General features: G+C 62.0%; 23 protein-coding genes. 15 read left to right on the forward strand and 8 right to left on the reverse strand.

Annotation, left to right across the window (positions count from 1 at the left end; translation table 11 throughout):
* Window position 1 precedes the first annotated feature (1 nt).
* From H2O14_RS22915 to H2O14_RS22935, 5 genes are all read left to right on the forward strand, one after another.
* On the forward strand, window positions 2-1,000 hold the full coding sequence (locus H2O14_RS22915) for an ABC transporter permease (protein WP_182829707.1): 999 nt from the start codon (window positions 2-4) through the stop codon (window positions 998-1,000).
* Complete coding sequence (locus H2O14_RS22920) at window positions 997-2,172, forward strand: ABC transporter permease (protein ID WP_182829708.1); 1,176 nt, start codon at window positions 997-999, stop codon at window positions 2,170-2,172. The genes H2O14_RS22915 and H2O14_RS22920 overlap by 4 nt, the downstream gene beginning before the upstream one ends.
* A gap of 68 nt (window positions 2,173-2,240) precedes the next feature.
* Entirely contained in the window at window positions 2,241-3,452 is a 1,212-nt protein-coding gene (locus tag H2O14_RS22925; protein WP_182829709.1) for a glycosyltransferase family protein, read from the forward strand.
* Window positions 3,453-3,510: 58 nt separating this feature from the next.
* Complete coding sequence (locus H2O14_RS22930; protein WP_182829710.1) at window positions 3,511-4,755, forward strand: glycosyltransferase family 4 protein; 1,245 nt, start codon at window positions 3,511-3,513, stop codon at window positions 4,753-4,755.
* Window positions 4,752-5,915: a glycosyltransferase family protein gene (locus H2O14_RS22935; RefSeq protein WP_182829711.1), complete on the forward strand. Its 1,164-nt coding sequence runs from the start codon at window positions 4,752-4,754 to the stop codon at window positions 5,913-5,915. The genes H2O14_RS22930 and H2O14_RS22935 overlap by 4 nt, the downstream gene beginning before the upstream one ends.
* A gap of 9 nt (window positions 5,916-5,924) precedes the next feature.
* Here H2O14_RS22935 and H2O14_RS22940 read toward each other — a convergent pair whose 3' ends face one another.
* The gene (locus H2O14_RS22940; RefSeq protein WP_182829712.1) at window positions 5,925-6,590 is read right to left on the reverse strand and encodes a class I SAM-dependent methyltransferase; all 666 of its coding nucleotides are present in this window, start codon (window positions 6,588-6,590) and stop codon (window positions 5,925-5,927) included.
* Window positions 6,591-6,892: 302 nt separating this feature from the next.
* Between H2O14_RS22940 and H2O14_RS22945 the strand changes: the two genes are divergently transcribed.
* From H2O14_RS22945 to H2O14_RS22955, 3 genes are all read left to right on the forward strand, one after another.
* Window positions 6,893-9,607 carry an ABC transporter ATP-binding protein gene (locus H2O14_RS22945; RefSeq protein WP_182829713.1) on the forward strand — a complete coding sequence of 905 codons (2,715 nt, stop codon included), beginning with the start codon at window positions 6,893-6,895 and terminating at the stop codon, window positions 9,605-9,607.
* Window positions 9,608-9,652: 45 nt separating this feature from the next.
* Window positions 9,653-10,114, forward strand: coding sequence for a cyclic nucleotide-binding domain-containing protein (locus tag H2O14_RS22950; RefSeq protein ID WP_182829714.1), 462 nt, complete (start codon window positions 9,653-9,655; stop codon window positions 10,112-10,114).
* A 105-nt stretch (window positions 10,115-10,219) separates the two neighbouring features.
* Window positions 10,220-11,125 carry an MBL fold metallo-hydrolase gene (locus H2O14_RS22955; RefSeq protein ID WP_182829715.1) on the forward strand — a complete coding sequence of 302 codons (906 nt, stop codon included), beginning with the start codon at window positions 10,220-10,222 and terminating at the stop codon, window positions 11,123-11,125.
* Between the two features lie 12 nt (window positions 11,126-11,137).
* On the opposite strand, the gene H2O14_RS22960 is transcribed toward H2O14_RS22955, so the two are convergent.
* From H2O14_RS22960 to H2O14_RS22970, 3 genes are read right to left on the reverse strand one after another with little or no spacing between them, the layout of a single operon-like run.
* Window positions 11,138-11,866: a polysaccharide deacetylase family protein gene (locus H2O14_RS22960; protein WP_182829716.1), complete on the reverse strand. Its 729-nt coding sequence runs from the start codon at window positions 11,864-11,866 to the stop codon at window positions 11,138-11,140.
* A 3-nt stretch (window positions 11,867-11,869) separates the two neighbouring features.
* Complete coding sequence (locus H2O14_RS22965; protein ID WP_182829717.1) at window positions 11,870-12,961, reverse strand: glycosyltransferase family 4 protein; 1,092 nt, start codon at window positions 12,959-12,961, stop codon at window positions 11,870-11,872.
* Between the two features lie 49 nt (window positions 12,962-13,010).
* Entirely contained in the window at window positions 13,011-13,391 is a 381-nt protein-coding gene (locus tag H2O14_RS22970) for a helix-turn-helix domain-containing protein (protein WP_182829718.1), read from the reverse strand.
* Between the two features lie 102 nt (window positions 13,392-13,493).
* Between H2O14_RS22970 and H2O14_RS22975 the strand changes: the two genes are divergently transcribed.
* Window positions 13,494-14,507, forward strand: coding sequence for a zinc-binding alcohol dehydrogenase family protein (locus H2O14_RS22975; protein ID WP_182829719.1), 1,014 nt, complete (start codon window positions 13,494-13,496; stop codon window positions 14,505-14,507).
* Between the two features lie 43 nt (window positions 14,508-14,550).
* On the opposite strand, the gene H2O14_RS22980 is transcribed toward H2O14_RS22975, so the two are convergent.
* Entirely contained in the window at window positions 14,551-15,099 is a 549-nt protein-coding gene (locus H2O14_RS22980) for a cysteine hydrolase family protein (RefSeq protein WP_182829720.1), read from the reverse strand.
* Window positions 15,100-15,211: 112 nt separating this feature from the next.
* Here H2O14_RS22980 and H2O14_RS22985 point away from each other — a divergent pair, with 112 nt between their 5' ends.
* Window positions 15,212-16,171, forward strand: a complete 960-nt coding sequence (locus tag H2O14_RS22985; RefSeq protein ID WP_312858701.1) for a GlxA family transcriptional regulator — start codon at window positions 15,212-15,214, stop codon at window positions 16,169-16,171.
* A 34-nt stretch (window positions 16,172-16,205) separates the two neighbouring features.
* On the opposite strand, the gene H2O14_RS22990 is transcribed toward H2O14_RS22985, so the two are convergent.
* Window positions 16,206-17,279 (reverse strand): extracellular solute-binding protein, encoded by a 1,074-nt coding sequence (locus tag H2O14_RS22990; RefSeq protein WP_182829722.1) that lies wholly within the window; start codon window positions 17,277-17,279, stop codon window positions 16,206-16,208.
* Window positions 17,280-17,306: 27 nt separating this feature from the next.
* Window positions 17,307-17,960, reverse strand: coding sequence for a TetR family transcriptional regulator C-terminal domain-containing protein (locus H2O14_RS22995; RefSeq protein WP_182829723.1), 654 nt, complete (start codon window positions 17,958-17,960; stop codon window positions 17,307-17,309).
* A gap of 331 nt (window positions 17,961-18,291) precedes the next feature.
* On the opposite strand from H2O14_RS22995, the gene H2O14_RS23000 reads away from it, so the two are divergent.
* The 5 genes from H2O14_RS23000 to H2O14_RS23015 all read left to right on the forward strand — a co-directional run bounded on the left by H2O14_RS23000 (window position 18,292) and on the right by H2O14_RS23015 (window position 22,941).
* Entirely contained in the window at window positions 18,292-19,911 is a 1,620-nt protein-coding gene (locus H2O14_RS23000; RefSeq protein WP_182829724.1) for a phytoene desaturase family protein, read from the forward strand.
* Complete coding sequence (locus H2O14_RS23005) at window positions 19,898-21,022, forward strand: phytoene desaturase family protein (RefSeq protein ID WP_246697728.1); 1,125 nt, start codon at window positions 19,898-19,900, stop codon at window positions 21,020-21,022. The genes H2O14_RS23000 and H2O14_RS23005 overlap by 14 nt, the downstream gene beginning before the upstream one ends.
* Entirely contained in the window at window positions 21,022-21,459 is a 438-nt protein-coding gene (locus H2O14_RS27975; protein ID WP_246697729.1) for a phytoene desaturase family protein, read from the forward strand. Before H2O14_RS23005 ends, H2O14_RS27975 begins: the two co-directional genes overlap by 1 nt.
* 97 nt (window positions 21,460-21,556) lie before the next feature.
* On the forward strand, window positions 21,557-22,681 hold the full coding sequence (locus tag H2O14_RS23010; RefSeq protein ID WP_182829725.1) for an aminomethyltransferase family protein: 1,125 nt from the start codon (window positions 21,557-21,559) through the stop codon (window positions 22,679-22,681).
* A gap of 8 nt (window positions 22,682-22,689) precedes the next feature.
* Window positions 22,690-22,941 carry a hypothetical protein gene (locus tag H2O14_RS23015; RefSeq protein ID WP_182829726.1) on the forward strand — a complete coding sequence of 84 codons (252 nt, stop codon included), beginning with the start codon at window positions 22,690-22,692 and terminating at the stop codon, window positions 22,939-22,941.
* A gap of 15 nt (window positions 22,942-22,956) precedes the next feature.
* Here the strand turns inward: H2O14_RS23015 and H2O14_RS23020 are convergent, their stop codons facing one another.
* Entirely contained in the window at window positions 22,957-24,048 is a 1,092-nt protein-coding gene (locus H2O14_RS23020) for an ABC transporter ATP-binding protein (protein WP_182829936.1), read from the reverse strand.
* Between the last annotated feature and the right edge of the window lie 4 nt (window positions 24,049-24,052).

The following is a 24,052-nucleotide window of genomic DNA, read 5'->3' on the forward strand; positions in this document are numbered from 1 at the left end:
CATGCTGCGTTACATCGCCTGGCGCTTCCTCGTAATGATCCCGACGCTGGTGATCATCTCCGCGCTGATCTTCACCATCATCGAATTGCCTCCCGGCGACTATTTCGAAAGTTATGTGGCCGAGATCCAGGCCCAGGGCGAAGCCGTCGACATGCAGGAGATCGAGGAGCTAAGGGCTGAATACGGCTTCGACCAGCCGCCCGTGCTGCGTTACTTCCACTGGGTCGCCGGCATGTTGCAGGGTGATTTCGGCTATTCCTTCGAGTACCAGCTGCCGGTCTCCGATGTGGTCGGCGACCGCCTGTGGCTCACCGTGCTGGTGTCGTTCTGCACCATCCTCTTGACCTGGCTGATCGCCTTTCCGATCGGCATCTATTCGGCGACGCATCAATATAGCTGGTCCGACTACGGTCTGACGTTTCTCGGACTGCTCGGGCTGGCGATCCCCAATTTCATGCTGGCGTTGATCCTGATGTATTTCGCCAATATCTGGTTCGGCACGTCCGTCGGTCATCTGATGGACCAGAAATATTTCGGCGAGCCGATGAGCTGGGCCAAGTTCACCTCCGTTCTCGAGCATCTCTGGATCCCCGTCCTGATCATCGGCACGGCCGGCACGGCGAGCATGATCCGCAAACTGCGCGCCAATCTGCTCGACGAGTTGCAGAAGCAATATGTGGTGACGGCGCGCGCCAAGGGCATGCATCCGTTCCGCGCGCTGGTGAAATATCCGCTGCGTATGGCGCTCAACTTCTTCATTTCCGACATCGGCTCGATCCTGCCGGCGATCATTTCCGGCGCCGAGATCACGGCGATCGTGCTGTCTCTCGAAACCACCGGCCCGATGCTGATCAAGGCGCTGCAGAGCCAGGACATGTATCTCGCCGGCTCCTTCCTGATGTTTCTCGCTTTCCTCACGGTGGTCGGCGTGCTGATCTCGGACATCGCGCTGGCCTTCCTCGATCCCCGCATTCGTCTTCAGGGCGGGAGCACAAAATGAGTTCCTACCTGCCCGAACCCGGCGCGCCGCTTGGCCACTATGTGTCTGAAGCTCCCTTCGATCCCTATTCGATCGAACAGGATACGGCGGAACAGAGCCGTTACAACAAAGCCTCGCAACTGCAGCTGATGTGGTGGAAATTCCGCCGCCATCGCCTGGCGGTGATCTCCGGGGTATTTCTCGCCCTTCTCTATTTCATCATCATGATTGCGGAGTTTTTGGCGCCGTACAATCTCCATTCCCGCCATCCCGACTTCATTCACGCGCCGCCCCAGGCCGTGCACCTGTTCGACAACGGCAAATTCGTCGGACCTTTCGTCTACGGACGCGAGATGAGGCTTGACATGGATACGTTGAGGCGGGTCTACACCGAGCGCGCCGATCAGGTTCAGCCTCTGCGGTTCTTTTGCCGGTCCGATTCCTATCGGTTCTGGGGGCTCTTCGACAGCAATGTGCATCTCGTCTGCCCTGCCCAGGGCGGACAATTGTTCCTGCTGGGCACGGACCGGCTGGGGCGCGACGTGCTGTCGCGCATCATCTATGGCGCGAGAATTTCGCTCACCATCGGCCTCATCGGCATCGCCATCAGCTTCAGCCTCGGCGTCATCATCGGCGGCTGGGCGGGTTATCTCGGCGGTATTTTCGATCTCGTGGTGCAGCGCATCATAGAAGTGTTGCAATCCATCCCTAGCATACCCTTGTGGATGGCGCTCGCGGCCATCATGCCGGTGACTTGGAGCCCCATGTTGATCTATCTCGGCATAACCGCCATATTGGGCCTGCTGGACTGGACGGGCCTGGCCCGCGCGGTGCGCTCGAAGCTTCTGTCGCTGCGCGAGGAAGACTATGTCCTGGCCGCGCAGCTGATGGGCGCGAAGAGCAGTCGCATCATCGGTCGCCATCTGGTTCCAGGGTTCATGTCGCATCTGATCGCCACCGCCACGATGTCGGTGCCTGGCATGATTCTCGGAGAGACGGCGTTGAGTTTTCTCGGCCTGGGCTTGCGTCCTCCGATCACAAGTTGGGGAATTCTGCTCACAGAAGCGAAAAGTGTGAGTGTCATAGCCTTTTATCCGTGGCTGCTATTTCCTATTATCCCTGTCATGCTGGTGATACTGGCGTTCAACTTCCTTGGCGACGGTCTGCGAGACGCCGCCGATCCCTATAAATGAGGTGAGTTCGACATGTGGAAGAGTGACGCCCGCAGAATAGTCGCGTTTGCCGGATTGGGCGCCGCAGCATGACCCGCCGCCTCGAAGACGCTCGTATCCTGATGTACAGCCACGACACGTTCGGCCTCGGTCATCTCAGACGTTGCCGGACGATCGCCCATTCGCTGGTCGAAGACTATCGAGGCCTACAGGTGCTGATCATTTCCGGAGCCACGATCGCCGGCGCCTTCGATTATCGCGCCCGCGTCGACTTCGTCAAAATTCCGAGCGTGATCAAGCTGCGCAACGGCCAATATGAGTCCATGGATCAGCACATGGACCTGCACGACACGCTGCAGATGCGCAAGTCGATCATCCGCCACACTGCCGAAACCTTCCAGCCGGACATCTTCATCGTCGACAAGGAACCGATGGGGCTCGAAGGCGAGGTGGAGGAAACCCTCGCGCTTCTGAAGGCGCGCGGGACGACATTGGTGCTGGGTCTGCGCGAGGTCATGGATTCGCCGCGGCTCCTCCAGGCGGAGTGGGAGCGCAAGGGCGCAATCCCCAAGATCGCCCGATATTACGACGAGATCTGGGTGTACGGCCCGCCGGATTTTTACGATCCGCTCGTCGAACTGGACGTGCCCGAATCCGTTCGGAAGCGAATGAATTTCGTCGGGTTCCTGCAGCGCAACGTGCCCAGGGAGGAGCTGCCGGGTCACAAGCCCGAGGGGGACTATATCCTGGTGACCACCGGCGGCGGCGGCGACGGCGCCGAACTCGTGCACAACGTGATTCACGCCTACCAGCAGGATCCCGAGCTTACCCATCGCGCGCTGATGGTGCTCGGCCCCTATATGCCTGCCAAGAAACGCCGCAAGCTGATCCGCAAGGGCCGTTCCGTTCCCTATCTCGAAGTCATCGAGTTCGACAATCGCATGGAAGAGCTGGTGGCCGGCGCCAAGGCGGTCGTCGCCATGGGCGGCTACAACACCTATTGCGAGATCCTGTCCTTCGACAAGCCGGCGCTGATCGTGCCGCGCGTCCAGCCGCGCGAGGAACAGTTGATCCGCGCTCAAAGGGCCTCCGAGCTCGGGCTCGTAGACATGCTTTTGCCCGAGCAGGCGGAGGATCCGCTGCTGCTCGCCGCCAAGCTCAAATCGCTGCCGACCCAGCCTGCGCCCTCCAAGCGCGCTCAGGCCGGATTGCGCCTCGAAGGTCTGCCGCGTATTTCCGAGCTGGTCGGCCGGATTTACGATCGCAGGCAGCCGAACCGGCTGATGCTGGTCAAAGGGTGACGTGGAGGCCGCGATGGTTTAATCCCTCCGGCCGGGCTTGCGAAAACATCGAGGCGTCATGAACCGTCGGAGAATCGTCGTCATTCTGAAAGGCTATCCGCGCCTTTCGGAAACATTCATCGCACAGGAGCTTCTCGGCCTCGAACAGGCTGGCTTCGAGTTGGCGCTGGTGGCCATGCGCCGACCGACCGACAAGAAGCGGCATCCGGTGCATGACGAGATCCGCGCGCCGGTTTTCTATCTGCCTGAATATCTGCATGAAGAGCCCGTCCGGGTCGCCAAGGGCCTGTTGAAGAGCCTTGGCAAGCCGGGCTTTCGGACAGCGCTCGGCGCATTTCTGCGCGATCTGCCCCGCGACATCAGCCGCAACCGCTTCCGGCGCTTCGGCCAGGCCGCAGTTCTCGCCGCCGAATGGCCGGAGGGATTTACCTGGCTGCACGCGCATTTCATCCACACGCCCGCATCCGTCGCCCATTACGCCAGCCTGATCACCGGCACCCCCTGGACCTGTTCGGCCCACGCCAAGGATATCTGGACGTCTCCGGACTGGGAACTCACGGAAAAGCTGATCGCCAATCGCTGGACGGTGACCTGCACCGAGAGCGGACATGCTCATCTGAGCCGGCTCGGCGGGCCGCAAGGCGATGTGCATCTCAGCTATCACGGGCTGGATCTGGCCCGCTTCGGCCCCAATGACACGCTGCGGTCTTCGAGGAACGGCTCCGATCCCGCCGATCCCGTGCGAATCCTCAGCGTCGGCCGGGCGGTCGAGAAAAAGGGCTTCGATATCCTGATCGAGGCGTTGAGCCGCTTGCCGAAAGATCTGCAATGGCGTTTCGATCACATCGGCGACGGCGAGAAGCTCGCCGGCCTGAAAGCCCATGCGGAACGGGTTGGCGTCGCCGACCGCATCCATTGGCGCGGCGCGCTGGACCAGACCGACGTTCTCTCGGCTTACAGGACGTCCGACATTTTCGCGCTGGCCTGCCGCATCACCAGTGACGGGGATCGCGACGGGCTTCCCAATGTGCTCGTCGAGGCGTCGAGCCAGGGTCTCGTCTGCGTGTCGACCTCGATATCGGGCGTGCCGGAATTGCTGACCGACGGCGAAAACGGCTTCATGACGCCGCCGGAGGATCCTGGCGCGCTGGCGAAAGTTCTGGAGCGCGCCATTCGCGATCCCTCCCTTCGCCATAGGCTCGGCGCGGCCGCGGAGCATAAAGTGCGCAGTCGTTTCGATTTTCACACCAGCATCGCCCAGCTTTCGGCTCTGTTCGAGCGCGCCTGGAAGGCTCCGTCATGACCGAGACGCCGTTTCGTGGTGATCGCCCCCGCGTAATGTTCTATGTTCAGCACCTGCTGGGCATCGGCCATCTCGCGCGGGCGAGTCGAATCGCCAGCGCTCTGGCGGACGATGATTTCGATGTCGCCATCGTCACCGGCGGTTTGCCCGTGCCGGGTTTTCCGCCTCCGGATATCACGCATATCGCGCTGCCCGCGATCGCCACTGGCGACAAGGGCTTTTCCGGGCTGGTCGACATCGATGGACGCCCCGTCGACGATGACTTCAAGGCTGCTCGCCGCGACCTCTTGCTGGCAGCCTATCGCGATTTCGCGCCCGATGTGCTGGTGACGGAAGCTTTTCCGTTTGGGCGACGTCAGGTCCGGTTCGAGCTTCTGCCTCTGCTGGACGAGGCCGCCGCCTCGGCCAGGCGACCGCTGATCCTGGCGTCGATCCGCGATCTTCTGCAGGAGCGGGCCAAACCGGGGGCCAATGAAGACACGGTGGCGTTGATCGGGACCTATTTCGATGCTGTGATGGTCCATGGCGACCCGCGCTTCGCCAGACTCGAGGACAGTTTTCCGCTGCAGAGCGAAATTGCCGACAAGGTCGCCTACACCGGTCTCGTCGCCGCGCCGCCGCCGGCGCCCGCAACGGAGATCTACGACATCATTGTCTCCGCGGGCGGGGGCGCTGTCGGATCGGAACTCGTCAGGGCGGCCGTCGGCGCCAGCGCATTGCTGCCGAAGGATCTCCGCTGGTGCGTCATTGCCGGGCCGAACCTGCCCGAAGTCGATTTTTCCGAACTGTCTCGCAGCGCTTCGGCGAATGTCGGGATATTCCGGTTTCGCAAGGATTTTCCCAGCCTGTTGACGGGGGCGCAACTGTCGGTGTCCCAGGCCGGCTACAACACGGTCTGCGATGTGCTGCGCGCAGGGGTTCGCTCGCTGCTCATCCCCTTCACCGCAGGCGGCGAGACCGAGCAGACCGCACGGGCCCAACGCCTTTGGGAGCGAGGCCGCGCGTTGATGCTGACCGAAGCCGAGTTGAGCGTCGAGACGATGCGCGCCTCGATCGAAAAGGCCTTGGCCGCGCCGGCCGGCGACTTGCCGGATCTCGATCTGGACGGCGCGCGCGGCACAGGAGCCATCATTCGTCATCTGCTCGAGAAGCGTCGTTGACCGGAGCGTTTACACCTCGCCGATCAGCATGAAGCGCGTGTATTTCTTCTGCGGCAAAGATCCGGCATAGAATACCGTCGAAAGCCCCGCCTGCGCCTCGAACGCTTCGAGCGAGGCGACGCAACTGATATGGGTCGGTTCGCTGAAATAATCGTTGGACTGAAGCAGCACGCGCGCGCCCTTCGGCAGCAAGTCGAGCCAGGCCCTGAGATCGGCGATATGTTCGCAACTCGTATTGACCACGAGGTCCGCTCTATGATCGCTATAGGGAAGGGCGTACATATCCTCGGTCACGGCGTCGAAACGGTCGGCCCATGCCCCGTTCAGAGTGCGGGCCACAGGTCCGACGGTCTCGTCTATATCGACGCTGACGATTTTGCCGATCGTGAAGCGCGGATCATCGAACAAGATCCCCGCAAACACCCCGTACCAACCGCCGAGAACGAGAATAGAACCGATGTCGCCGCCAAGCGTGTCATAGACGGCGTCGCGGGCCCAGGTCTTGCAGGCGACCTGTTTGTGGTTGAACGCCACGTCGATCTCGGCTTCCGGATGGCGGGCTGCGACCTCGGCCAGCCCCTGCATGAGAGTGCTTCGCGTATAGGCGTTTACGCCGCGCAAGAGATCGAAAGCGGCTTCGCGCGAAAACGAAGCGGTGTGCTGCTGACTTGTCATGGGACCTGTAATTTTGGTGGTGCAAGTTGATGTTTTGCGTCTTATGAATAGATAGGCGGCGGGCATGGCTTCGCTAGAGGCCGGGCGGGATTTAATGGAGGGGCGACGTTGAGACCATGCAGCGACACCGGTCCTGCGCGTTGTGGACCAACGGCCAGAAGCGTCACATCGGGAAATGAGATGGCGCTGAAGCCTCGACTTTGCGCGGCCGTCGGCCAGATCGTGAGAACGCTCACGCGGCGATTCGTTGCGTAGGGGACTCACGCGATACGTTGTCGGCCGTGTCGCACTAAGGAGCATTCGTGGAAAAAGGTCTGCTCTCCTACATCTGGAACAACACCCGAAAACAACAGCTGTGGATTCTGCTGGTCGTCGCAGTGTCCATGGTGCCTTACTTCCTCTCCTTCGACCTGCCGAAGCAGATCGTCAACGGCCCGATTCAGGGCGACGGTTTCGAAGGCGCCGGGGCCAGGCAGATGTTCATGCACATCGCCTTCGATCTTCCCTATTTCGGAGAAGTCACGCTGTTTCCGGGAGTCGAGCTCGACCGTATGTCGATGCTGTTCGCGCTCAGCCTGGTCTTTCTGCTCCTCGTGGTGATCAACGGTCTCTTCAAGCTTTACATCAATACCTATAAAGGCCGGCTCGGCGAACGATTGCTGCGCCGCATTCGCTTCGACCTCATCGACAAGGTGCTCAGATTTCCGCCCGGCCAGTTCAAGCGTGTCAAAGGCGCGGAAGTCGCCAGCATGATCAAGGACGAAGTGGAGCCGCTGGGCGGTTTCACCGGGGACGCCTTCGTATCTCCCGCCATGCTCGGCGGCCAGGCGCTGACCGCGCTGATCTTCATTCTGGTGCAGAATCTCTGGCTCGGCATCGTTGCGGCGCTGATGGTCGGCATTCAGGGCTTCATCATTCCGCGCATGCGCCGCCGGCTTCTCGTTCTCGGCCGGGAGCGGCAATTGACGGCGCGCGAACTGTCCGGCCGCGTCAGTGAAATCTTCGACGGCATCCATACGATCCGGACATACGACACGTCGAACTACGAACGCGCCGACGTCGCCGAGCGGCTCGGCAAGATCTTCAAGATCCGTTACGACCTCTACCAGTGGAAATTCCTGGTCAAGTTCATCAACAACTTTCTCGCGTCCGTCACGCCGTTCCTATTCTATTCGATCGGCGGCTATCTGGCCCTGAAAGGCCAGTTGGACGTCGGCCAGCTCGTCGCCGTCATCAGCGCATACAAGGATCTTCCCGGACCGCTGAAGGATCTCATCGACTGGGACCAGACTCGCCAGGACGTCCAGGTCAAATATGTGCAGGTCGTCGAACAGTTTTCGGTGGACGACATGCTCGAGCCCGATATCCAGAAGCTGGCGCTCACCACTCAGCCGCTTGCCGACGCCTCGATCGCGGCCGCGAATCTCTCGCTCGCCGACGACAGCGGCGCTCAATTGCTCACCGGGGTGTCGACGACGATACACGCCGGCGAAACGGTGGCGCTGGTCGGCTCGGCTGCGGCGGGCGGCGAGGCTCTGGCCGAAGCGCTCGGACGCATTCTCTGGCCGGCGACGGGGCGAATCCTGTTCGGCGGCGAAGATATCCGTCTCCTGCCGGAATCGGTCACCGGTCGTCACATCACCTACGCCGCCTCCGACGCCTACATGTTCCAGGGCACGCTGAGGGACAATCTGCTCTACGGGCTCAAACATGCGCCACTGGCCGAGGCCGTCTACGATGAGGAGGCGGCCAAATACAGGAAATGGGCGCTCGCCGAAGCCAAACAGGCCGGCAACCCACTCTATGACATCAATGGCGACTGGGTCGACTACCGCGCCGCCGGCGCGAGCAGCCCGGAAGATCTGGCCGAGCAAGTCGCCGAGATTCTCGACGCCGTGCAACTATCGAAAGATATTCTCGACCTCGCGATCCGCACGACGGTGGATCCGGCGCGCTATCCCGACGTCGCCGAGCGCATCGTCGACATCCGCCGGGCCTTGCGCCAGGAACTCGAACACAACGGTCTCAAGGATCTCGTCGTCTACTTCGAACCGAACAGCTACAATACCGAAGCGACCGTCGGCGAGAACCTGCTGTTCGGCACGGCCGTCGGTCCCGAAATGACCGGCGCATCGCTCAGAAAGAACAAATACTTCCTGTCCTTCATGCGCAGCACCGGACTGGATCTGACCTTCTACAAGATCGGCTTCGCGATCGCGGAGAACGCGGTCGATCTGTTCGGAGATCTGCCGCCCGACCATCCCTTCTTCCAGCAGCTGACCTTCATGGCCGCAGACGAGGTGCCGGAATACCAGCAGCTCCTACAGAGGCTGCGTGGCAAGCGCTTCGAAGACATCGCCGATGACGACCGCGTCCAAATCATTCGGCTGACCTTCTCCTATATCGAGCCGCGGCACCGCTTTGGTCTGCTGACCCGCGAACTGATGGCGCGTATCGTTGAGGCGCGGCACGAATTCTACGCCGGTCTGCCGAAAGAGCTTACAGGCGCCCTGGAGCGCTACGACCCCCATAAATTCATGCTCGCCGCCAATCTGATGGACAATGTTCTCGTCGGCCGCATCAGCCACCAACATCCCGACGGGGCCGAGCGTATCCGCAAGATCCTGGCGGAACTCCTGCATTCGCTCGGGCTCTATGAGCGGGTTCTTTCGATCGGCCTGGACTACAATGTCGGGGCTGGCGGACGGAGACTGACGATGGTCCAGCGCCAGAAGCTCAATCTGGCGCGCGCCGTAATCCGTCGCTCGACTTGCTATGTGCTGAATGCGCCGATCGCCAGCCTCGATGCGCGATTGAAGAACCAGATCTTGCGCAGCGTGCTGCAACTGTTCGAAAGGCGAGGAGACAAGCCCACGGTGATCTGGGTCCTGTCCGACGCGTCGATGGCGGAGTTGTTCGACCGGATTCTGGTTTTTGACAGAGGAAAGCTCGTGGAGGAGGGATCACATGAGGCGCTCTTGGAAAATAACGGCATTTTTAAGGAGCTTGTGTCATAAAAGCGTTCATGCTCTGATGCTAACCGCGCGTCCGTGAAGGGAGCCATGATGTTACAGGACGAAGTACAGAGTTTGAGGCAGGTTCCATTGTTTTCGCGGGTAGCGCCGTCGAAGCTGAAACTGTTGGCCTTCGCGTCCGACCGGGTGAATTATCGTTCGGGCGAGGAGTTGTTCCATCAGGGCGACGCAGGAGACGCCGCCTATGTCATTCTGTCGGGACGGGCCGACATCCTGACGGATTCCCCCAATGGGGAGATCAAGGTGGCCGAACTGGCCTACAACACCATCGTCGGCGAAATCGCAATTCTGTGCGATATCACCCGCACCGCGACCGTTCGCGCTTCTGCGCCCATGGAGGCGCTGCGCATCCGCAAAGACGTGTTCCTCAAGCTGATCGCCGACTATCCCGACATGGCCATCGAGATAATGCGCGTGCTGGCCGATCGTCTCAACAGGACGACGACGGAATTAACGGAAGCGCGCAGCCAGATCAAAAGCGTTCATTAACCGCATGAAATTATCGTAAGGCGGGCGGAACAAGATGATCTTTGCTCGCATTCGCCTATTTTATGCGCTAGCCTTCCAAAACTTGGGAAAAGGGAATGCTTACGAATGGCAGTAGCGAATTTCGTTGGCAGGAAACTGGATTGTCGGCCGGGCGGTAGCCTCGACGACGTCCGGCGCGGAGCCACAGAAACAAAATTCAGACTGCGCGCCTGGGGCGTTCGCGGCAGCCTGCCGGTGTCGGGTCCCGAATTCCAGCACTATGGCGGCAACACGATCTGTATCGAACTGCAGTGCGGCGACCACAGACTGATGTTCGACGCCGGCTCGGGCATTCTGCCAGCGGGCAAGGCTCTTCTGGCCGAGGGCGCCTCGGAATGCCAGTTGTTCTTCAGCCACTGCCATTACGATCACATCATCGGGCTGCCCTACTTTTCTCCCATCTATGACCCTCGCTCTTCCGTCACGGTATGGTCGGGCCATAGCAGCGGTAAGATGACGACGCGGGACATGATCACCGAGTTCATCCGGCCGCCTTGGTTTCCGATCGAGGTCAAGGCCTGCCGCGCCAATCTCACCTGTCGGGATTTCATGCCGCAGGATGTGCTGCAGCCCTATCCCGGCGTCACGATTCGCACCGGCATGCTCAATCATCCCGGCGGGTCGATCGGCTACCGGGTCGAATGGCAGGGACGGGTGGTGGCGATCATCACCGACACCGAGCATGTTCCCGGCGTGCTGGACCCGGAAGTCCTGGCCCTGATCGAGGGCGCGGACCTGTTCCTCTACGACACCAGCTATACCGACGAAGAAATGCCGACCTATGTCGGCTACGGTCATTCGTCCTGGCAGCATGGCATCCGCCTGGCGCGCGCCGCCGGCGCCCAGCGCGTCGGCTTCATCCACCACTCGCCGCTGCGCACGGACAAGGCGTTGCGAGCGATCGATCACATGGCGGCGGAAAATTTTCAGGGCGCCTTTTCGGTCTGGGAAGGCCAAGTCATCGACGTTTGACGCCGACGCCCCTTATGACACGGGCGGATCGACCCAGGCTGCGCCCGCGTGGTTTTCGACGGTGTCGATCAGACGCGCCAGGAATGTCCAGGCCTTCTCGTCATGCACGAGATGATGGGTCAGGAAGCCCATCACGCCGTTTCCCTCGCGCAACGCTCTCAATCGGGCAGTGATTTCAGTCAGGAGGGGCTCGTCATCACGGCCGCCCCGCGTCCCATGCCAGTCCATGAGATCGACATGAGTGTTGAACATACGGATCGGCCCCGCCTTTTCCGAACCGAACGTGCTCAGAGATGCATAGCCCAGTCTGGGAAGCTCTGCGGCAATTTCCGGCGCGATACGGTTCCAAGGCGGCACGAGCATCGACACCCGGCGATCCGGATAAAGAGAGCGCAGTTTGTCGAGCCCCGCCGACAGCTCGTCCAGAACATCCCTGATCGGTCGATGCAGGCCCAATTCCTGCTTCTTCTCGCCAGGTCCGGAATAGCTGCGATGCGACCAGCCATGGACAGCGACGGATAAACCCGGCGCGGACGAGAGACGTTGCGCCAGCGCCTCGCCGGTATGTTCGGGGATGACGGCGAGCGTGGCGGGAATGGCTTGATCCGCGGTGAGACTGATCAGTCGCTCCAGCACCGGCGTCGGCTCGACGGCGTCGTCATCGCGCAGCCAGAACGGCGCGGTGCGGCCCTCATCTGCCCAAACCGTGAGTTCATCTTTCAGCGTAGCCCAGGTGCTCATCAGTCAGTCCCTCTGGACATGGGTTTCGAGAATGCGGCCCAGCAGCACGGTAGCGGCCTCGAAGGAGCGTTTTTCGCGGGCGAAGCGGCTTGCGGCTTTCGCCAGCGCCGCGCGTCTGGTCTCGTCATTGAGAAGTATGCGGATCGCAGCCGCATAGGCGGTGATATCGCCCGGCGCCGTCAGCAGGCCCGTCTCGTCGGCGATCACGACCTCCGGCACGCCGCCGTCATTCTGGGCCACGACCGGAAGACCTGCGGCTTGCGCCTCGAGATAGGTCAGGCCGTAAGCCTCGCGGCAGCCGGGCCAGAGGAAAATGGATGCGCGCGCCATCATCTCGGCGAGCTCGTCTCGCGTCTTCAGTCCGTGAAAAATCACCCGGTTCGCCGGGAAATGCGCGAAGGCCGCCTCAACCGTCTGCCGCATCGGTCCGTCGCCGACAATGTCGAAGCGCCATTCGATATCCTCGACCCGGTCGAGGGCGGAGGCCAGCATCAGATAGCTTTCCAGCTTGTTGCCGTCGCGCATCATCGCCGCGGTGATCAGCCTTCCGCGCTCCGGTGCCGCCGTTGAAAGGACCCGCGGTTGCGGATCGAGAAAAGGCGGCAGCATGGCCGTTATGGCCGAGGGCGAAATGTCGTGCACGCCCAGTCGATCGCGTTCGGTGAAACAGATATTGACCGCGGCGAGATCGAGGCCCTTTTTCACCAGCGCCTGGCTGTCGGCCCAGACGCCGATATTGCGGCGCTCGGAATAGGAGCTTTCCGCTGTCGCATAGGCCAAGCCGAACTCCTGGCAAAGCGGTGGGCCGAGCAGGTCGGGCGACTTGTAATAGGGATGATAGCAGAAGAACAAATCGGGCGTTCCCTGGTCGCGCCAGAGTTTTGCGATTCGGGCTTGCTCCGCTGACGCCTGCCGGAGGAGATCGGCATGGCGTCCAGCGTCGGGCTCCTTCATAAAGGTCCGCAGGCCGGAGATGACGGAAACCTGATGACCAAGGGCCTCCAACGCCGATAGCAGCAGGCGCGCCATCAGCCGGTCGCCGGAGGGGACAGGATGATCGATGGGCTTGAGGGGCGCATAGAAGGCGATGTTCATGGTTCGGGTCTAGGGTCGCGCCGGGGATGGTCAAGCGAGGCCTTGGGGCTCAAGCCGCGCGCTTTTCGTCGGCGTCATCGATCTCTGGCTTTCCAAAGCGGCCGATATTGGCGTCTCCCCAGGCTTTGAGCGCCGTGAGGATGGGGATCATGCTCTCGCCGAGCGGCGACAGCGAATATTCCACTTTCGGCGGCACGACGGCATAGACGGTGCGAATGATGAGGCCGTCCTCTTCCAATTCACGCAGCTGATTGGTCAGCATCCGCTGCGTGACGCCGGGAATGTGACGCCTGAGAGCGTTGAAGCGCAGCGTCCCGCTCATCAGGTGGAACAGAATGACCGATTTCCACTTTCCGTCGATCAGCGCGATCGCCGCCTCGACCGAACATCCGGGGCTGCAGTCGAAACGCGAATGGCGAGCCTTGGCCATGACAGTATCCTTTCCGACACTATAGGCGGTTTTTGTGCGTATTTGCATTTGATGTAGTTAAGCGCACATAGTTCGTCATTCAACCACGTTCAGGAGCAGATCATGAAAGCCATCGGATATCAGCAGGCCGGCCCCATCGATCGAGAGAATGCGCTGGTCGATATCGACCTGCCCAAGCCCGCGCCGCAGGGCCGAGACCTACTGATCGAAGTCGCGGCGGTGTCCGTCAATCCCGTCGACGCCAAGGTGCGGCGGTCGTCCATGCCGGCGCCGGGTGACTGGAAGGTGCTGGGCTGGGACGCCGTCGGGCGCGTTGCGGCCAAAGGGGAGGCAGCGACGGGTTTCGAGATCGGCGACGCCGTCTATTACGCAGGATCCATCGCCAGAGCGGGCTCGAACAGCGAATTTCACCTCGTCGATGAACGCATCGTCGGCCGCAAGCCTGAGAGGCTCGGCAATGCCGAAGCCGCCGCCTTGCCGCTGACGGCCATCACCGCCTGGGAAATGCTGTTCGACCGGCTCGATATTCGCAAGACGGTTCCGGGCGGGGCGCCCGCCATCTTGATCATCGGCGGCGCCGGCGGCGTGGGATCGATCGCGATCCAACTCGTCCGCGCCTTGACCGATCTCACCGTCATCGCCACGGCGTCGAGACCGGAGACGAGGGCCTGGACGCAGGAGCTCGGCGCGCATCATGTCGTCGATCACAGCCGGCCGCTCGCGCCGCAGATCGCCGAACTGGGACTTGGCGCGCCGTCCTATGTCTTCTCGACCACGGAGACGCATCGCCATGTAAAGGATGTCGTCGAACTCATCGCGCCGCAGGGCCGCTTCGGACTGATCGACGATCCCGAGGCGCTCGATGTCATGGGCTTCAAGCGGAAGTCAGTGTCCGTTCACTGGGAGCTGATGTTCACCCGCTCGCTGTTCGAGACGCCCGACATGGCGCGGCAGGGCGAGTTGCTGTCGGAGGTGGCGCGCCTCGTCGATGAAGGACACGTCCGCACCACGTTGACCGAGGTGCTGTCGCCGATCAATGCGGCCAATCTCAAAACCGCCCATGAACGGATCGAGAGCGGCCGGTCCAAGGGCAAAATCGTGCTCGAAGGCTTCTGAGGGCGCTGCGGCCCGGAGTTTGTCCGGGCCGCATTCCCCGGTGTCACGCGGCCAGGTAGTCGTCTGTCGACACGACGCGGGCGTAAGCAAAAGCGAGCGCCGACATCATCGCCGTCTGCACCTGTTCGGCCGGCGTCGTCTCGCCTACGAATTCCAGGTCGAGCGTGGCGGTGGCGTCGTGGACGACCGTGACCGTATAGCCGTAGTCGGAGGCGGCGCGGGTGGCGGCGTCGACGCACATATGGCTCATCGCGCCCGTGATGGTTACCGACTCGATACCGGCTTCGTCGAGCTTGGCCTTCAGGTCGGTGCCCAGAAAGGCGTTGATCTGCTGCTTGACGATCTTGAGCTCGCCGTCCTTGGGCGCAACGGACGGATGGATTTCGACGCCCTCGGTGCCGGGCGCAAAGAATGGCGCGTCGGCTTCGGCCGAGACATGCTGGACATGCACCACGAGATCGCCCTTTCTGCGCGCGGCTTCCAGCAGACGGGCGGCGTTGGCGGCGGCGGCTTCGGTCTTGTGCAGCGGGAACTTGCCGCCCTCGAAGTAGTCGTTCTGAAGATCGATCACGATCAACGCGGTCTTGCTCATGGAAATCTCCTCATGCTGTTCCGCTTGCGAAACTAGCCGCGCCGGCGCAGATTGCCATTGGCGGAAGTGACAATCTGAGAGGCAAATCGGACAGATGTTCAGGCAGGGGACAGTGAATATCGGTATCCTGACCTATCCCGGCGCCCAGATGTCGGCGGCACTTGGTCTTGCCGACCTGTTCATGGTCGCAGAAGAATTGCAGGCGGAGCGCCGACCCGAGGCATCGCCGCGGATGATCGTCAGCCGTCTCGTCTTCGACGTCGAAACCGGCGTCGTCGATGGTCTCTCTTGTGCGAAAGATCCGCTGACTGCGATTCTGTTGCCGCCCAGTCTCGGCGAGCCCCCGATTGGCGCCGACCTCGACCCGCTTCTGCCCTGGCTGAGGGCCAGGCGGGAGGAGGGGGCGATATTGGCGTCGGTTTGCGCCGGGGCGTTCCTTCTGGCGCGGGCAGGCTTGCTGCAGGGTAAGCCCGCCACTACACATTGGGCGCTTGTCGACGACTTCCGTTCCATGTTTCCCGAGGTCGATCTTCAGCCGGACAGGCTGTTGGTCACGGCGGGCGACATCATCACGGCGGGCGGGGTCATGGCATGGACCGATCTCGGTCTGCTCATCGTCGAGCGGTTGTTCGGCGCCGAGGCGATGATCGAAACGGCGCGTTTCCTGCTGATCGATCCGCCGGGACGCGAGCAACGCTATTACAGCGACTTCAAGCCCAATCGCAGCCATGGCGATCCGCAGATCCTGAGGGCGCAGCAGTGGTTTGAAGCCCGCCTGTCTGCCGATGTTTCTGTAGAGGATATGGCCGGCGCCGCAGGCTTGGAGCCGCGCACATTCCTGCGCCGCTTCCAGAAAGCTGTCGGCATGAAGCCGATCGAATATTGTCAGCAGATACGGGTTGCAGAGGCGCGGCGACGCCTGGAGACAAGCGCCGCACGCGTCGACCAGATCGGTTGGGAATGCGGTTATCGGGACCCGGCTTCCTTCCGCAAGATTTTCCTGAGAGTCGTCGGCCTGACGCCCGCCGATTATCGCCGCCGCTTTCACGGCGGCGATAGGATACATACGTGACGTCGCGGCCGCGCGAATCGAGCGCCCTGACGGGTCAGTAGCCCGCTTTGATCTTTTCGAATTCGGCGATCATCTTTTCGCGCAGCACGATCGGTAGTGGCGACTGGAACAAAGTGTTCGAAACAAAATTGCCGACATCGGCATAACCCTTCGCCTTGAGAATAGCGGGATCGACCACGGCCATGCCCTTGGCGTTGGAATGACCATAGCCCCAGGAATCGACGAGATAGGCGGCGATGTCGGGGTTGCTGACGGCATTGAGGAAGTCATAGGCGTTCTCAACCGGCGCCTCGCCGCCCTTCAGCTTCACATAGCCGCAGACCCACGTCGAATGGCCTTCTGCAGGATTGGCGTTGGTCGCCACCGGCTGGCCGTCCTTCTCCAGCGTCGTGGCGGTCTCGTTCCAGCCCCATGCGAGATCGACTTCGCCGCTCGCCATCGCCTGGCTGAGATCGGTGTTTTCCGTCCAGTAAAGACGGACATTCTTATGAACCTCACGCAGGAAGGCGGAAGCCTGTGTGAACTGCGCGTCGGTCATCTTCGACCAGTCCTTGAGGCCGATGGCGAGGCTGGCCAGCGCATAGGCGTCGTCGACATTGTCGCCGATCGACACGCGATCCTTGAACTTGGGATCGGCGAAAGCTTTGAGCGTTGCCACCTCCTCGGGTTTGACCGTGTCGGTGCGGTAGATCATCAGCGAATTGCCCCATTCGAAGGGCAGGAACCAGGCCTTGCCGTCGGCAGACGTCATCAGGTCCTTCATCGCCGCGATGCCGGGCAGGACATCGTTCCAATTGGCGAGCTTGGATGTGTCCAGAGGCTCGATCAGGCCCGCATCGCGCCATTTCACTACGCTTTGCGAACAGGGATGGGCGAGATCGGCCTTGAAGCCAGAACGCAGCTTTTTGAAAGCTTCTTCTTCGTCGCCGAAAAAGGTGAAATCCGGTTCGTCGCCATGCTTGGCGGTATAGGCTGGATGAAATGCGGGGTCCTCGTAGCCCGACCAGTCGAAGACGGTGAGATCGGCGGCGAAGGCCGGGATGGCGACGCTCGCGGCGATCGTCGATGCGAGGGTTGATAGTCCGATCCTGCGAAGCGTTTTCAACATGCTCTTCCGCCTTTCCTTTGTTTGAAACTATGTCTTGATGGGGCCTTCTCTGCCGATGTGCTTCGGGAAGAAGCCGACGAGGCACTCGATCGCCGCCTTGTGCGCCGCCTCGCGGGTGAGTCCGTCGCTCATCATCAGACGCAGCCACAGGCCCTCCATCGACGAGCAGATGGCCAGCGCCGCAGAGTCCGCGTCATAGGCGTAGCCGCCTTCGGCCTTCATCTCCGCGCAGAGATCCTCGAAGGTGCGCTGGTATTTGAGATCGCGGGCGCCGCAAAGCGCCTGGTAAGTGGGCCTCGACTTGGCCTCGCCCCAGAAGGCGCACCAGGCGGCGAGCTTACGCTTGGTGGTCATCCGCCGGTCGAAATCCGCCGCGACCAGCGCCCACATCCGCTCGGCGGCGCTGGGACCGGCCTTTTCGAGGGCGTTCGACCAATGCTGGGCATATTCGTCCGCCATGAATTGCAGCGTGGCGATCAGCAGGTTTTCCTTGCTCTCGAAATGGAAGTTGACGATGCCGCGCGACAGTTTTGCCCCGTCGGCGACATTGGCGAGCGTCGTCTCGGCATAGCCGCGCTTGGCGAGCGAATCGATCGTCGCTTCGATCAGTTGCTGCTTGCGTATTTCCTTGGAAGCCTTGCGGCTCTTCTTTTCGCCCGCCATCGGCTCGGCAGTATCCATCGTAATCGTCCGCGTTGCGCCCGCCGGGCGCATGGCGCGCCCCGCTCTTTCGTATCTCTGCATCTGAGGCGCATAAGCGAGGCTCCTGTCAAGCCGATGCGCGAAGGCGGCGCGGATCGAAAGCCGCCGCAGTATGGGCGCTTCGCCAAAGCTTGAATGTTGCGCATGCGCGGAGCGGCTCATTCCTTGGTCCCATCGCCGTTCTGTCTTCTGTCAAAAATCTTAGCGCGATTTCATGGCTTTGCAAGATGCTTGCTGAATGATCATTCAAAATATATGGACAAGTCTATGGCGTTCATGCATCTTTTTGGTCACTTCGGTGGGGATGCTGATGAAGAAATATGATGTCGTGGTGATCGGCGGCGGCCATAACGGGCTTGTCGCGGCCTGCTATCTGCAGCGGGCGGGGCTTCAGGTCGCGGTGGTCGAGAAGAATGACTGGGTGGGCGGTGCCGCCACCTCGCGCAAGCTGGCCGACGAGGTGTTCTACTCGAATTGTTCCTATGTCTGCTCACTGTTCCGGCCCGAGATCATGCGCGATCTGGAACTGCCGCGCTTCGGCCTGCAGATCGTCGCCTATGAAGGCGGCGCCGTTCTGACGCGGGACGGCGGCTATCTGTCCTCCTATCGCGATCATCACCGCCACCGGCGGGAATTCGCCCGCTATTCCGCCCGCGACGCCGAAGCCTATGACCGCTATGCCCGTGACGTGACCAGGCAATGCCGTTTCATCCAGCCGTTGTTGATGCGGACGGCGCCCGATCCCTTTTCCTTGCGGCCACGCGACATCGGCGAATTGCTGTTTCTCGCCCGCAAGGTCGGCGATATGAGCGCCGCCGAATTTTCCCGGACGACGCGTTTCTGGACCATGTCGATCTCCGATTTTCTCGACGAATATTTCGAGACCGAGGTCATCAAGGCCTATCTGGCGATCTCAGGCATCATCGGCACGGCGCTCGGGCCGATGTCGCCGGGCACGGCCTATGTGCTGCTGCATCACTATATGGGCGAAGTCGACGGCTCCGTCGGCGCCTGGGGCTATGCGCGCGGCGGCATGGGCGCGATCACGCAGGCGCTGTCCGCCTCTTTCCAGGCTGCCGGCGGCGACATCCGGACAGGCGCGGAGGTCGACAGTGTCATCATCCGCAATGGCGAGGCCGAAGGCGTGGCGCTCGCCAATGGCGACGAGGTGAGGGGCCGACTGGTTCTCTCCAACGCCGACGTCAAGCGGACATTCCTGAAGCTTGTGGACGAGAAGCAGCTTCCGGAGCGCTTTGTCCATCGCGTCAAGCATTTCAAGATGCGCGGCTCGTCGGGCAAGGTGAATATCGCGCTCGATGGCCTGCCGGACTTTCCCGCGCTGCCGCCGGGCTGCCATTCCATCAAGGGCGATCTTCATTTCACCGACACGGTCGAGCGGATCGAACGCGCCTATGACGATTGGAAAGACGGGCGCTGGTCGGCTGATCCGTTCCTCGACGCGATGATCCCGACCACGCTCGATCCGACCATGGCGCCGCCCGGCAAGCATTTCATGAGCTGTTTCGTTCAATATTGTCCGCCCAAAGTGGAAGGGCGCGACTGGACCGACGCCGACCGCGACGCTTTCGCCGAAACCGTGATCTCGCAGATCGCCGATTATTCGCCCGGATTCCGCGACCGCATCCTGCATATGGAGGTGCGGACGCCGAGGGAACTGGAGGCGGAAGTCGGCCTCACGGAAGGCAATATCTTCCAAGGCGAACTGACCTTCGATCAGTTGCTGTTCAACCGCCCGGTGCCGGGCTACGCCCAATATCGAAGCCCGGTGAAAGGGCTTTATCTCTGCGGCTCCTCCACCCATCCCGGCGGCGGCGTGATGGGCGCGCCCGGCTACAATGCCGCGGCCGAAGTGCTGCGCGATCTCAAACTGCCCCGCACCCATATGAGCCCGGCCCATGACATCCTATGACGCAATCATTATCGGCGGCGGCCATAACGGCCTGGTCGCTGCGGCCATGCTGGCGAAATCAGGGCGCAGCACCGTCTGCATTGAGGCCTCCGACCGGTTCGGTGGCGGCGCCGTGACCCGCGAGTTCCATCCGGGCTTCCGGGTCAGCGGCCTCGCCCATCTTCTCAACCGGCTTGCGCCCGAAGTCGAGCGGGCGCTGGGTCTCGATCTCTCGCGGCTAGGCGGTCGGCTGGCGTCGACGGTCGTCTTGGGCGCCGATGGCGAGGCTGTCATGCTCGACGGCGCCTATGGCGAGCGGTTGCGAGGCGTCAGTGACGCAGAGGCAGGCAAGTTCGCGGAATTGCGGACGCTGTTGCTGTCGCAGGCGGGAGTTCTCAAGCGCTTTCAGTCGCGCCGTCCGCCGATGCCAGGAAAGTTCGCGGTCGCCGACATCGTCGATTTTGGATTGGCGGGACTGTCGCTCATCCGGCATGGCCGCGATTTCGGCCGCGACTTCGCCCGGATGCTGCTGATGAATGTCGCCGATGTCCTCGACGAGCATCTGACCGACGACAGGCTGAAAGGGTTGCTGGCTTTCGACGCCACGCTCGGCGTTCATCTCGGCCCGAGATCGCCGACCTCGCTGATGGGGCTCTATTATCGGCTGGCCGGCGAAAGCCTGGGCGCGGCCGGCGGACAGATCGTGCCGAAGGGCGGGATGGGCGCGGTGACGGATCTGCTCGTCGGGGCAGCGAAGTCTCACGGAGCGGACCTGCGCAGTGGGGCGCAGGTCAGTCGTATTCTGACCAGTTCGGACGGCGTGAACGGCGTCGAACTTGCCGACGGCGCCAGGCTTGTCGCGCCAGTCGTGGTCTCGGCCATTCATCCCGGCGTGACGTTGGGCGGCCTGCTGTCGCCCGGAGAGGTCGATACCGGCCTTTCCACTGCGATCCGCAAGATCCGCAGCAAGGGCGATGCGGCCAAATTGCATCTCGCGCTCGATCGCATTCCGGATTTCACCGGCGTGGCGCGACAGGATCTCTCAGGGCGGCTGGTGATCGCGCCATCGATCAGTCAGGTGGAGCGGGCGTTCAATCCGGCCAAATATGGCGAGTTCTCCCCGAGCCCGTGATGGAAATCGTGCTGCCCAGTGTCAGCGATCCCTCCATGGCGCCGGAGGGCAAGGCGAGTTTATCGGCCGTCATCCAGTTCGCGCCCTATGCGCTCAAGCAGGGATGGGAAACAGGGCGCGCAGCGTTTCTCGATCGCGTCCTCGACCGGCTTGAGGCCCATGCGCCGGGGCTGAAATCCTCCGTGCTCGCCGCGGAGCTTCTCGTTCCGCCCGACATCGAACAGATCTATGCGATGCCCGGCGGGCATTGGCATCATGGGGAATTGCAGGTGGATCAGATGCTGTTCAACCGACCGGCTTACGGCGCTTCCGGTTACGATACGCCCGTTTCGGGCCTGTTCCTGGCCAGCGCGGGATCGCATCCCGGCGGCGGGATTTCCGGCCTTCCGGGTTACAACGCCGCCCGGCATATCCTGTTCAAAGGAGGCGCGCAATGACACAGGCGCTTTCGCAGAACGCTCTGGCGCGCAGCCGCGGCCACGCGCTCGTCAATCTGGAGCCGACGCCTTTCCTCCCCGGCTCGAAGCCCTGTCGATGGAAAACGACTGGTACTCCTGGTCCGGCTTCAAGGCGCCCGGGTCGATCGACGACGAAGAACTCGAATATTTTGCAATCCGTTCGACGTCCGCTTTGTTCGACATTTCGCCGATGACCAAATACCGCATTCGCGGGCGGGACGCCGAAGCCTATCTCAACCGTCTGACCCTGCGCGACGTGCGCAAGCTCAAGCCGGGGCGGGTGCACTACACCGCCTGGTGCGACGATTTCGGCCATGTGCTGGATGACGGCACGCTGTTTCGACTGGGAGACCATGATTTCCGCCTGTGTTCGCAGGAACGGCATCTTCCCTGGCTGCTCGACAGCGCCGTCGGCTTCGATGTCGTGATCGAGGATGAAACCACTGCTGTGGCGGGTCTTGCCCTGCAGGGACCGACGTCGTTCGCGCTGCTGTCCGACGCCGGTTTTTCAGGCGTCAAGCGGTTGAAGCCCTTCGAGATCGGCAGTTTCGCCCATGCTGGCCGCGATGTACTCGTCTCACGCACCGGCTTCACCGGCGATCTCGGCTATGAATTGTTCTGCGCTGCAGACCTTGCTCTGTCGCTCTGGGATCGGCTCTGGGAACAAGCTGATCGCCACCGGTTGCGCGCCATCGGCTACCATGCGCTCAACCGCACCCGCATCGAGGCGGGCTTCATCGTCGCCAACGCCGATTTCGTGACGGCGGAGACGGCGTTGCGCGAGAGCCGACTGCGCCTGCCCGACGAGATCGGCCTGGACTGGATGGTCGATCTGGACAAGCCCAATTTCAACGGACGCCGCGCCATTCTCGCCGCGCGGCGCGACAAAACGCTGAAACATGTGCTGGTGGGACTCGAAATCGACGGCAATACGCCCGCGCCGCTGGCGCTGCTCTATCACCGCAAGAAGAAGGAAGCGGGCCTGATCACCGCCTCGGTCTGGTCGCCGCTCCTCAAGAAGACGATTGCGATCGCCAGTCTCCGCCGCCCCTATGGAACGGCGATCACCGGCGATCTCTGGGCGGAAATCTATGCGTTGAATGAACTCGGCTACACCAAGATGATGAAGAGCGTGAAGATCGCGCCGCGTCCCTTCATCAAACTGCCCCGCCGCACCGCCACCCCGCCCATGCGGACTTAGGATCAGTGATGGCTGAGGACGATCTGGACTTCTGGCGTCAGATTCTGACCCCGACCGGCGTGGAATGGTCGGGGCGGGCGCGTTATGCGGCGGCGATGCATTTTCATCTTCAAGGCGACGTGTCGGCTGGGGTCTTGGAGATCTACAGGATCTGCTCGCGGCTCGATGATGAAGACCCGCTCGACGCTCTCCGTGCCTATCATCTGGGCGCGGATTGGATCGCAACCGCAGAGGCAATGCGAAAGCGGTTGGAACGCTGATCTTTCAAGATCTACTCAGCGTCGCTGCGCCGCCTCATCGCCCAACAGCACAAAGCCCTCGGGGTCGTAAGCGACCCGCACCTCTGCGCCGACAGGCAGATCGTCGGCGCCGAAAGCATTCGTCTCGATCAGCGTGACGCTGTGCTCCAAGCCCTCGATCGCGACGTCGAGATGGGTGACCTCCCCGAAATAGGCGCGATTAATCACCTGCGCCGAAAGGCTATGGGCGTCCGTATCGCCCTCCCACAGGATGCGCAGCCGTTCCGGACGAATGCCGATCGTGGCCTGTCCGCCTTCGGCCTGAAAGCCACGGGGCTTTTCCAATCGGGCCTCGCCGAATTTGCCTGTGCGCACCAGGAGGTCCGCGCCCTGATCGGCGACGATCTCGGCGGCGAGAAAATTCATGCCGCCGAGAAAGGCGGCGATGCGGCGGGTGAGGGGGCGCTGGTAGATTTCCTTGGGCGTGGCGACCTGGGCGATGCGGCCGTCGAACATCACCGCGATGCGGTCCGACATCGCCAAAGCCTCATACTGGTCATGGGTGACCAGCACGAAGGTGATGCCGACGGTTTTCTGCAATTGCCGGAGTTCGAACTGCATTTCCTCGCGCAGCTTCTTGTCGAGCGCGGACAGCGGCTCGTCGAGCAGCAGCACCTTGGGGCGCAGCACCAGCGCCCGGGCGAGCGCCACGCGCTGGCGCTGGCCGCCGGAGAGTTCATGCGATTTTCGCTTGCCGAGCGGGCCGAGCCGGACCTGTTCCAGCGCCTCGCCAATCCGCCGCTTTTCTTCTGTGGGATCGAGCCGCAGACGCTTGAGGCCATAGGCGACATTGTCGGCGACATCGAGATGCGGAAAGATCGCGTAATTCTGGAACACCATATTGACCGGGCGGTGATTGGGCGGACGCGCGCTCACCTCCTCGCCGTCGATGCGGATCTCGCCGGATGAGGGATGCTCGAAACCGGCGATGGAGCGCAGGAGTGTGGTTTTGCCGCAGCCGGACGGGCCGAGCAGCGAAAAGAACTCGCCGCTGGCGATGGTGAGATCGATATCAGTCAACGCCTTGTAGATGCCATAGCTTTTGTTGACCTGCCGGATCTCGATCATGTCG

Origin of the sequence: Rhizobium sp. G21 (assembly GCF_014158035.1) — a bacterium.
Classification (GTDB): Bacteria; Pseudomonadota; Alphaproteobacteria; order Rhizobiales; family Rhizobiaceae; genus Rhizobium_E.

What these genes read in the sequence shown, in the direction of transcription:
- H2O14_RS22915 (WP_182829707.1), top strand. Translation starts at nt 2, where the DNA reads ATGCTGCGTTACATCGCCTGGCGCTTCCTCGTAATGATCCCGACGCTG.
- H2O14_RS22920 (WP_182829708.1), top strand. Translation starts at nt 997, where the DNA reads ATGAGTTCCTACCTGCCCGAACCCGGCGCGCCGCTTGGCCACTATGTG.
- H2O14_RS22925 (WP_182829709.1), top strand. Translation starts at nt 2,241, where the DNA reads ATGACCCGCCGCCTCGAAGACGCTCGTATCCTGATGTACAGCCACGAC.
- H2O14_RS22930 (WP_182829710.1), top strand. Translation starts at nt 3,511, where the DNA reads ATGAACCGTCGGAGAATCGTCGTCATTCTGAAAGGCTATCCGCGCCTT.
- H2O14_RS22935 (WP_182829711.1), top strand. Translation starts at nt 4,752, where the DNA reads ATGACCGAGACGCCGTTTCGTGGTGATCGCCCCCGCGTAATGTTCTAT.
- H2O14_RS22940 (WP_182829712.1), bottom strand. Translation starts at nt 6,590, where the DNA reads ATGACAAGTCAGCAGCACACCGCTTCGTTTTCGCGCGAAGCCGCTTTC.
- H2O14_RS22950 (WP_182829714.1), top strand. Translation starts at nt 9,653, where the DNA reads ATGATGTTACAGGACGAAGTACAGAGTTTGAGGCAGGTTCCATTGTTT.
- H2O14_RS22955 (WP_182829715.1), top strand. Translation starts at nt 10,220, where the DNA reads ATGGCAGTAGCGAATTTCGTTGGCAGGAAACTGGATTGTCGGCCGGGC.
- H2O14_RS22960 (WP_182829716.1), bottom strand. Translation starts at nt 11,866, where the DNA reads ATGAGCACCTGGGCTACGCTGAAAGATGAACTCACGGTTTGGGCAGAT.
- H2O14_RS22965 (WP_182829717.1), bottom strand. Translation starts at nt 12,961, where the DNA reads ATGAACATCGCCTTCTATGCGCCCCTCAAGCCCATCGATCATCCTGTC.
- H2O14_RS22970 (WP_182829718.1), bottom strand. Translation starts at nt 13,391, where the DNA reads ATGGCCAAGGCTCGCCATTCGCGTTTCGACTGCAGCCCCGGATGTTCG.
- H2O14_RS22975 (WP_182829719.1), top strand. Translation starts at nt 13,494, where the DNA reads ATGAAAGCCATCGGATATCAGCAGGCCGGCCCCATCGATCGAGAGAAT.
- H2O14_RS22980 (WP_182829720.1), bottom strand. Translation starts at nt 15,099, where the DNA reads ATGAGCAAGACCGCGTTGATCGTGATCGATCTTCAGAACGACTACTTC.
- H2O14_RS22990 (WP_182829722.1), bottom strand. Translation starts at nt 17,279, where the DNA reads ATGTTGAAAACGCTTCGCAGGATCGGACTATCAACCCTCGCATCGACG.
- H2O14_RS22995 (WP_182829723.1), bottom strand. Translation starts at nt 17,960, where the DNA reads ATGGATACTGCCGAGCCGATGGCGGGCGAAAAGAAGAGCCGCAAGGCT.
- H2O14_RS23000 (WP_182829724.1), top strand. Translation starts at nt 18,292, where the DNA reads ATGAAGAAATATGATGTCGTGGTGATCGGCGGCGGCCATAACGGGCTT.
- H2O14_RS23005 (WP_246697728.1), top strand. Translation starts at nt 19,898, where the DNA reads ATGACATCCTATGACGCAATCATTATCGGCGGCGGCCATAACGGCCTG.
- H2O14_RS27975 (WP_246697729.1), top strand. Translation starts at nt 21,022, where the DNA reads ATGGAAATCGTGCTGCCCAGTGTCAGCGATCCCTCCATGGCGCCGGAG.
- H2O14_RS23010 (WP_182829725.1), top strand. Translation starts at nt 21,557, where the DNA reads ATGGAAAACGACTGGTACTCCTGGTCCGGCTTCAAGGCGCCCGGGTCG.
- H2O14_RS23015 (WP_182829726.1), top strand. Translation starts at nt 22,690, where the DNA reads ATGGCTGAGGACGATCTGGACTTCTGGCGTCAGATTCTGACCCCGACC.
- H2O14_RS23020 (WP_182829936.1), bottom strand. Translation starts at nt 24,048, where the DNA reads ATGATCGAGATCCGGCAGGTCAACAAAAGCTATGGCATCTACAAGGCG.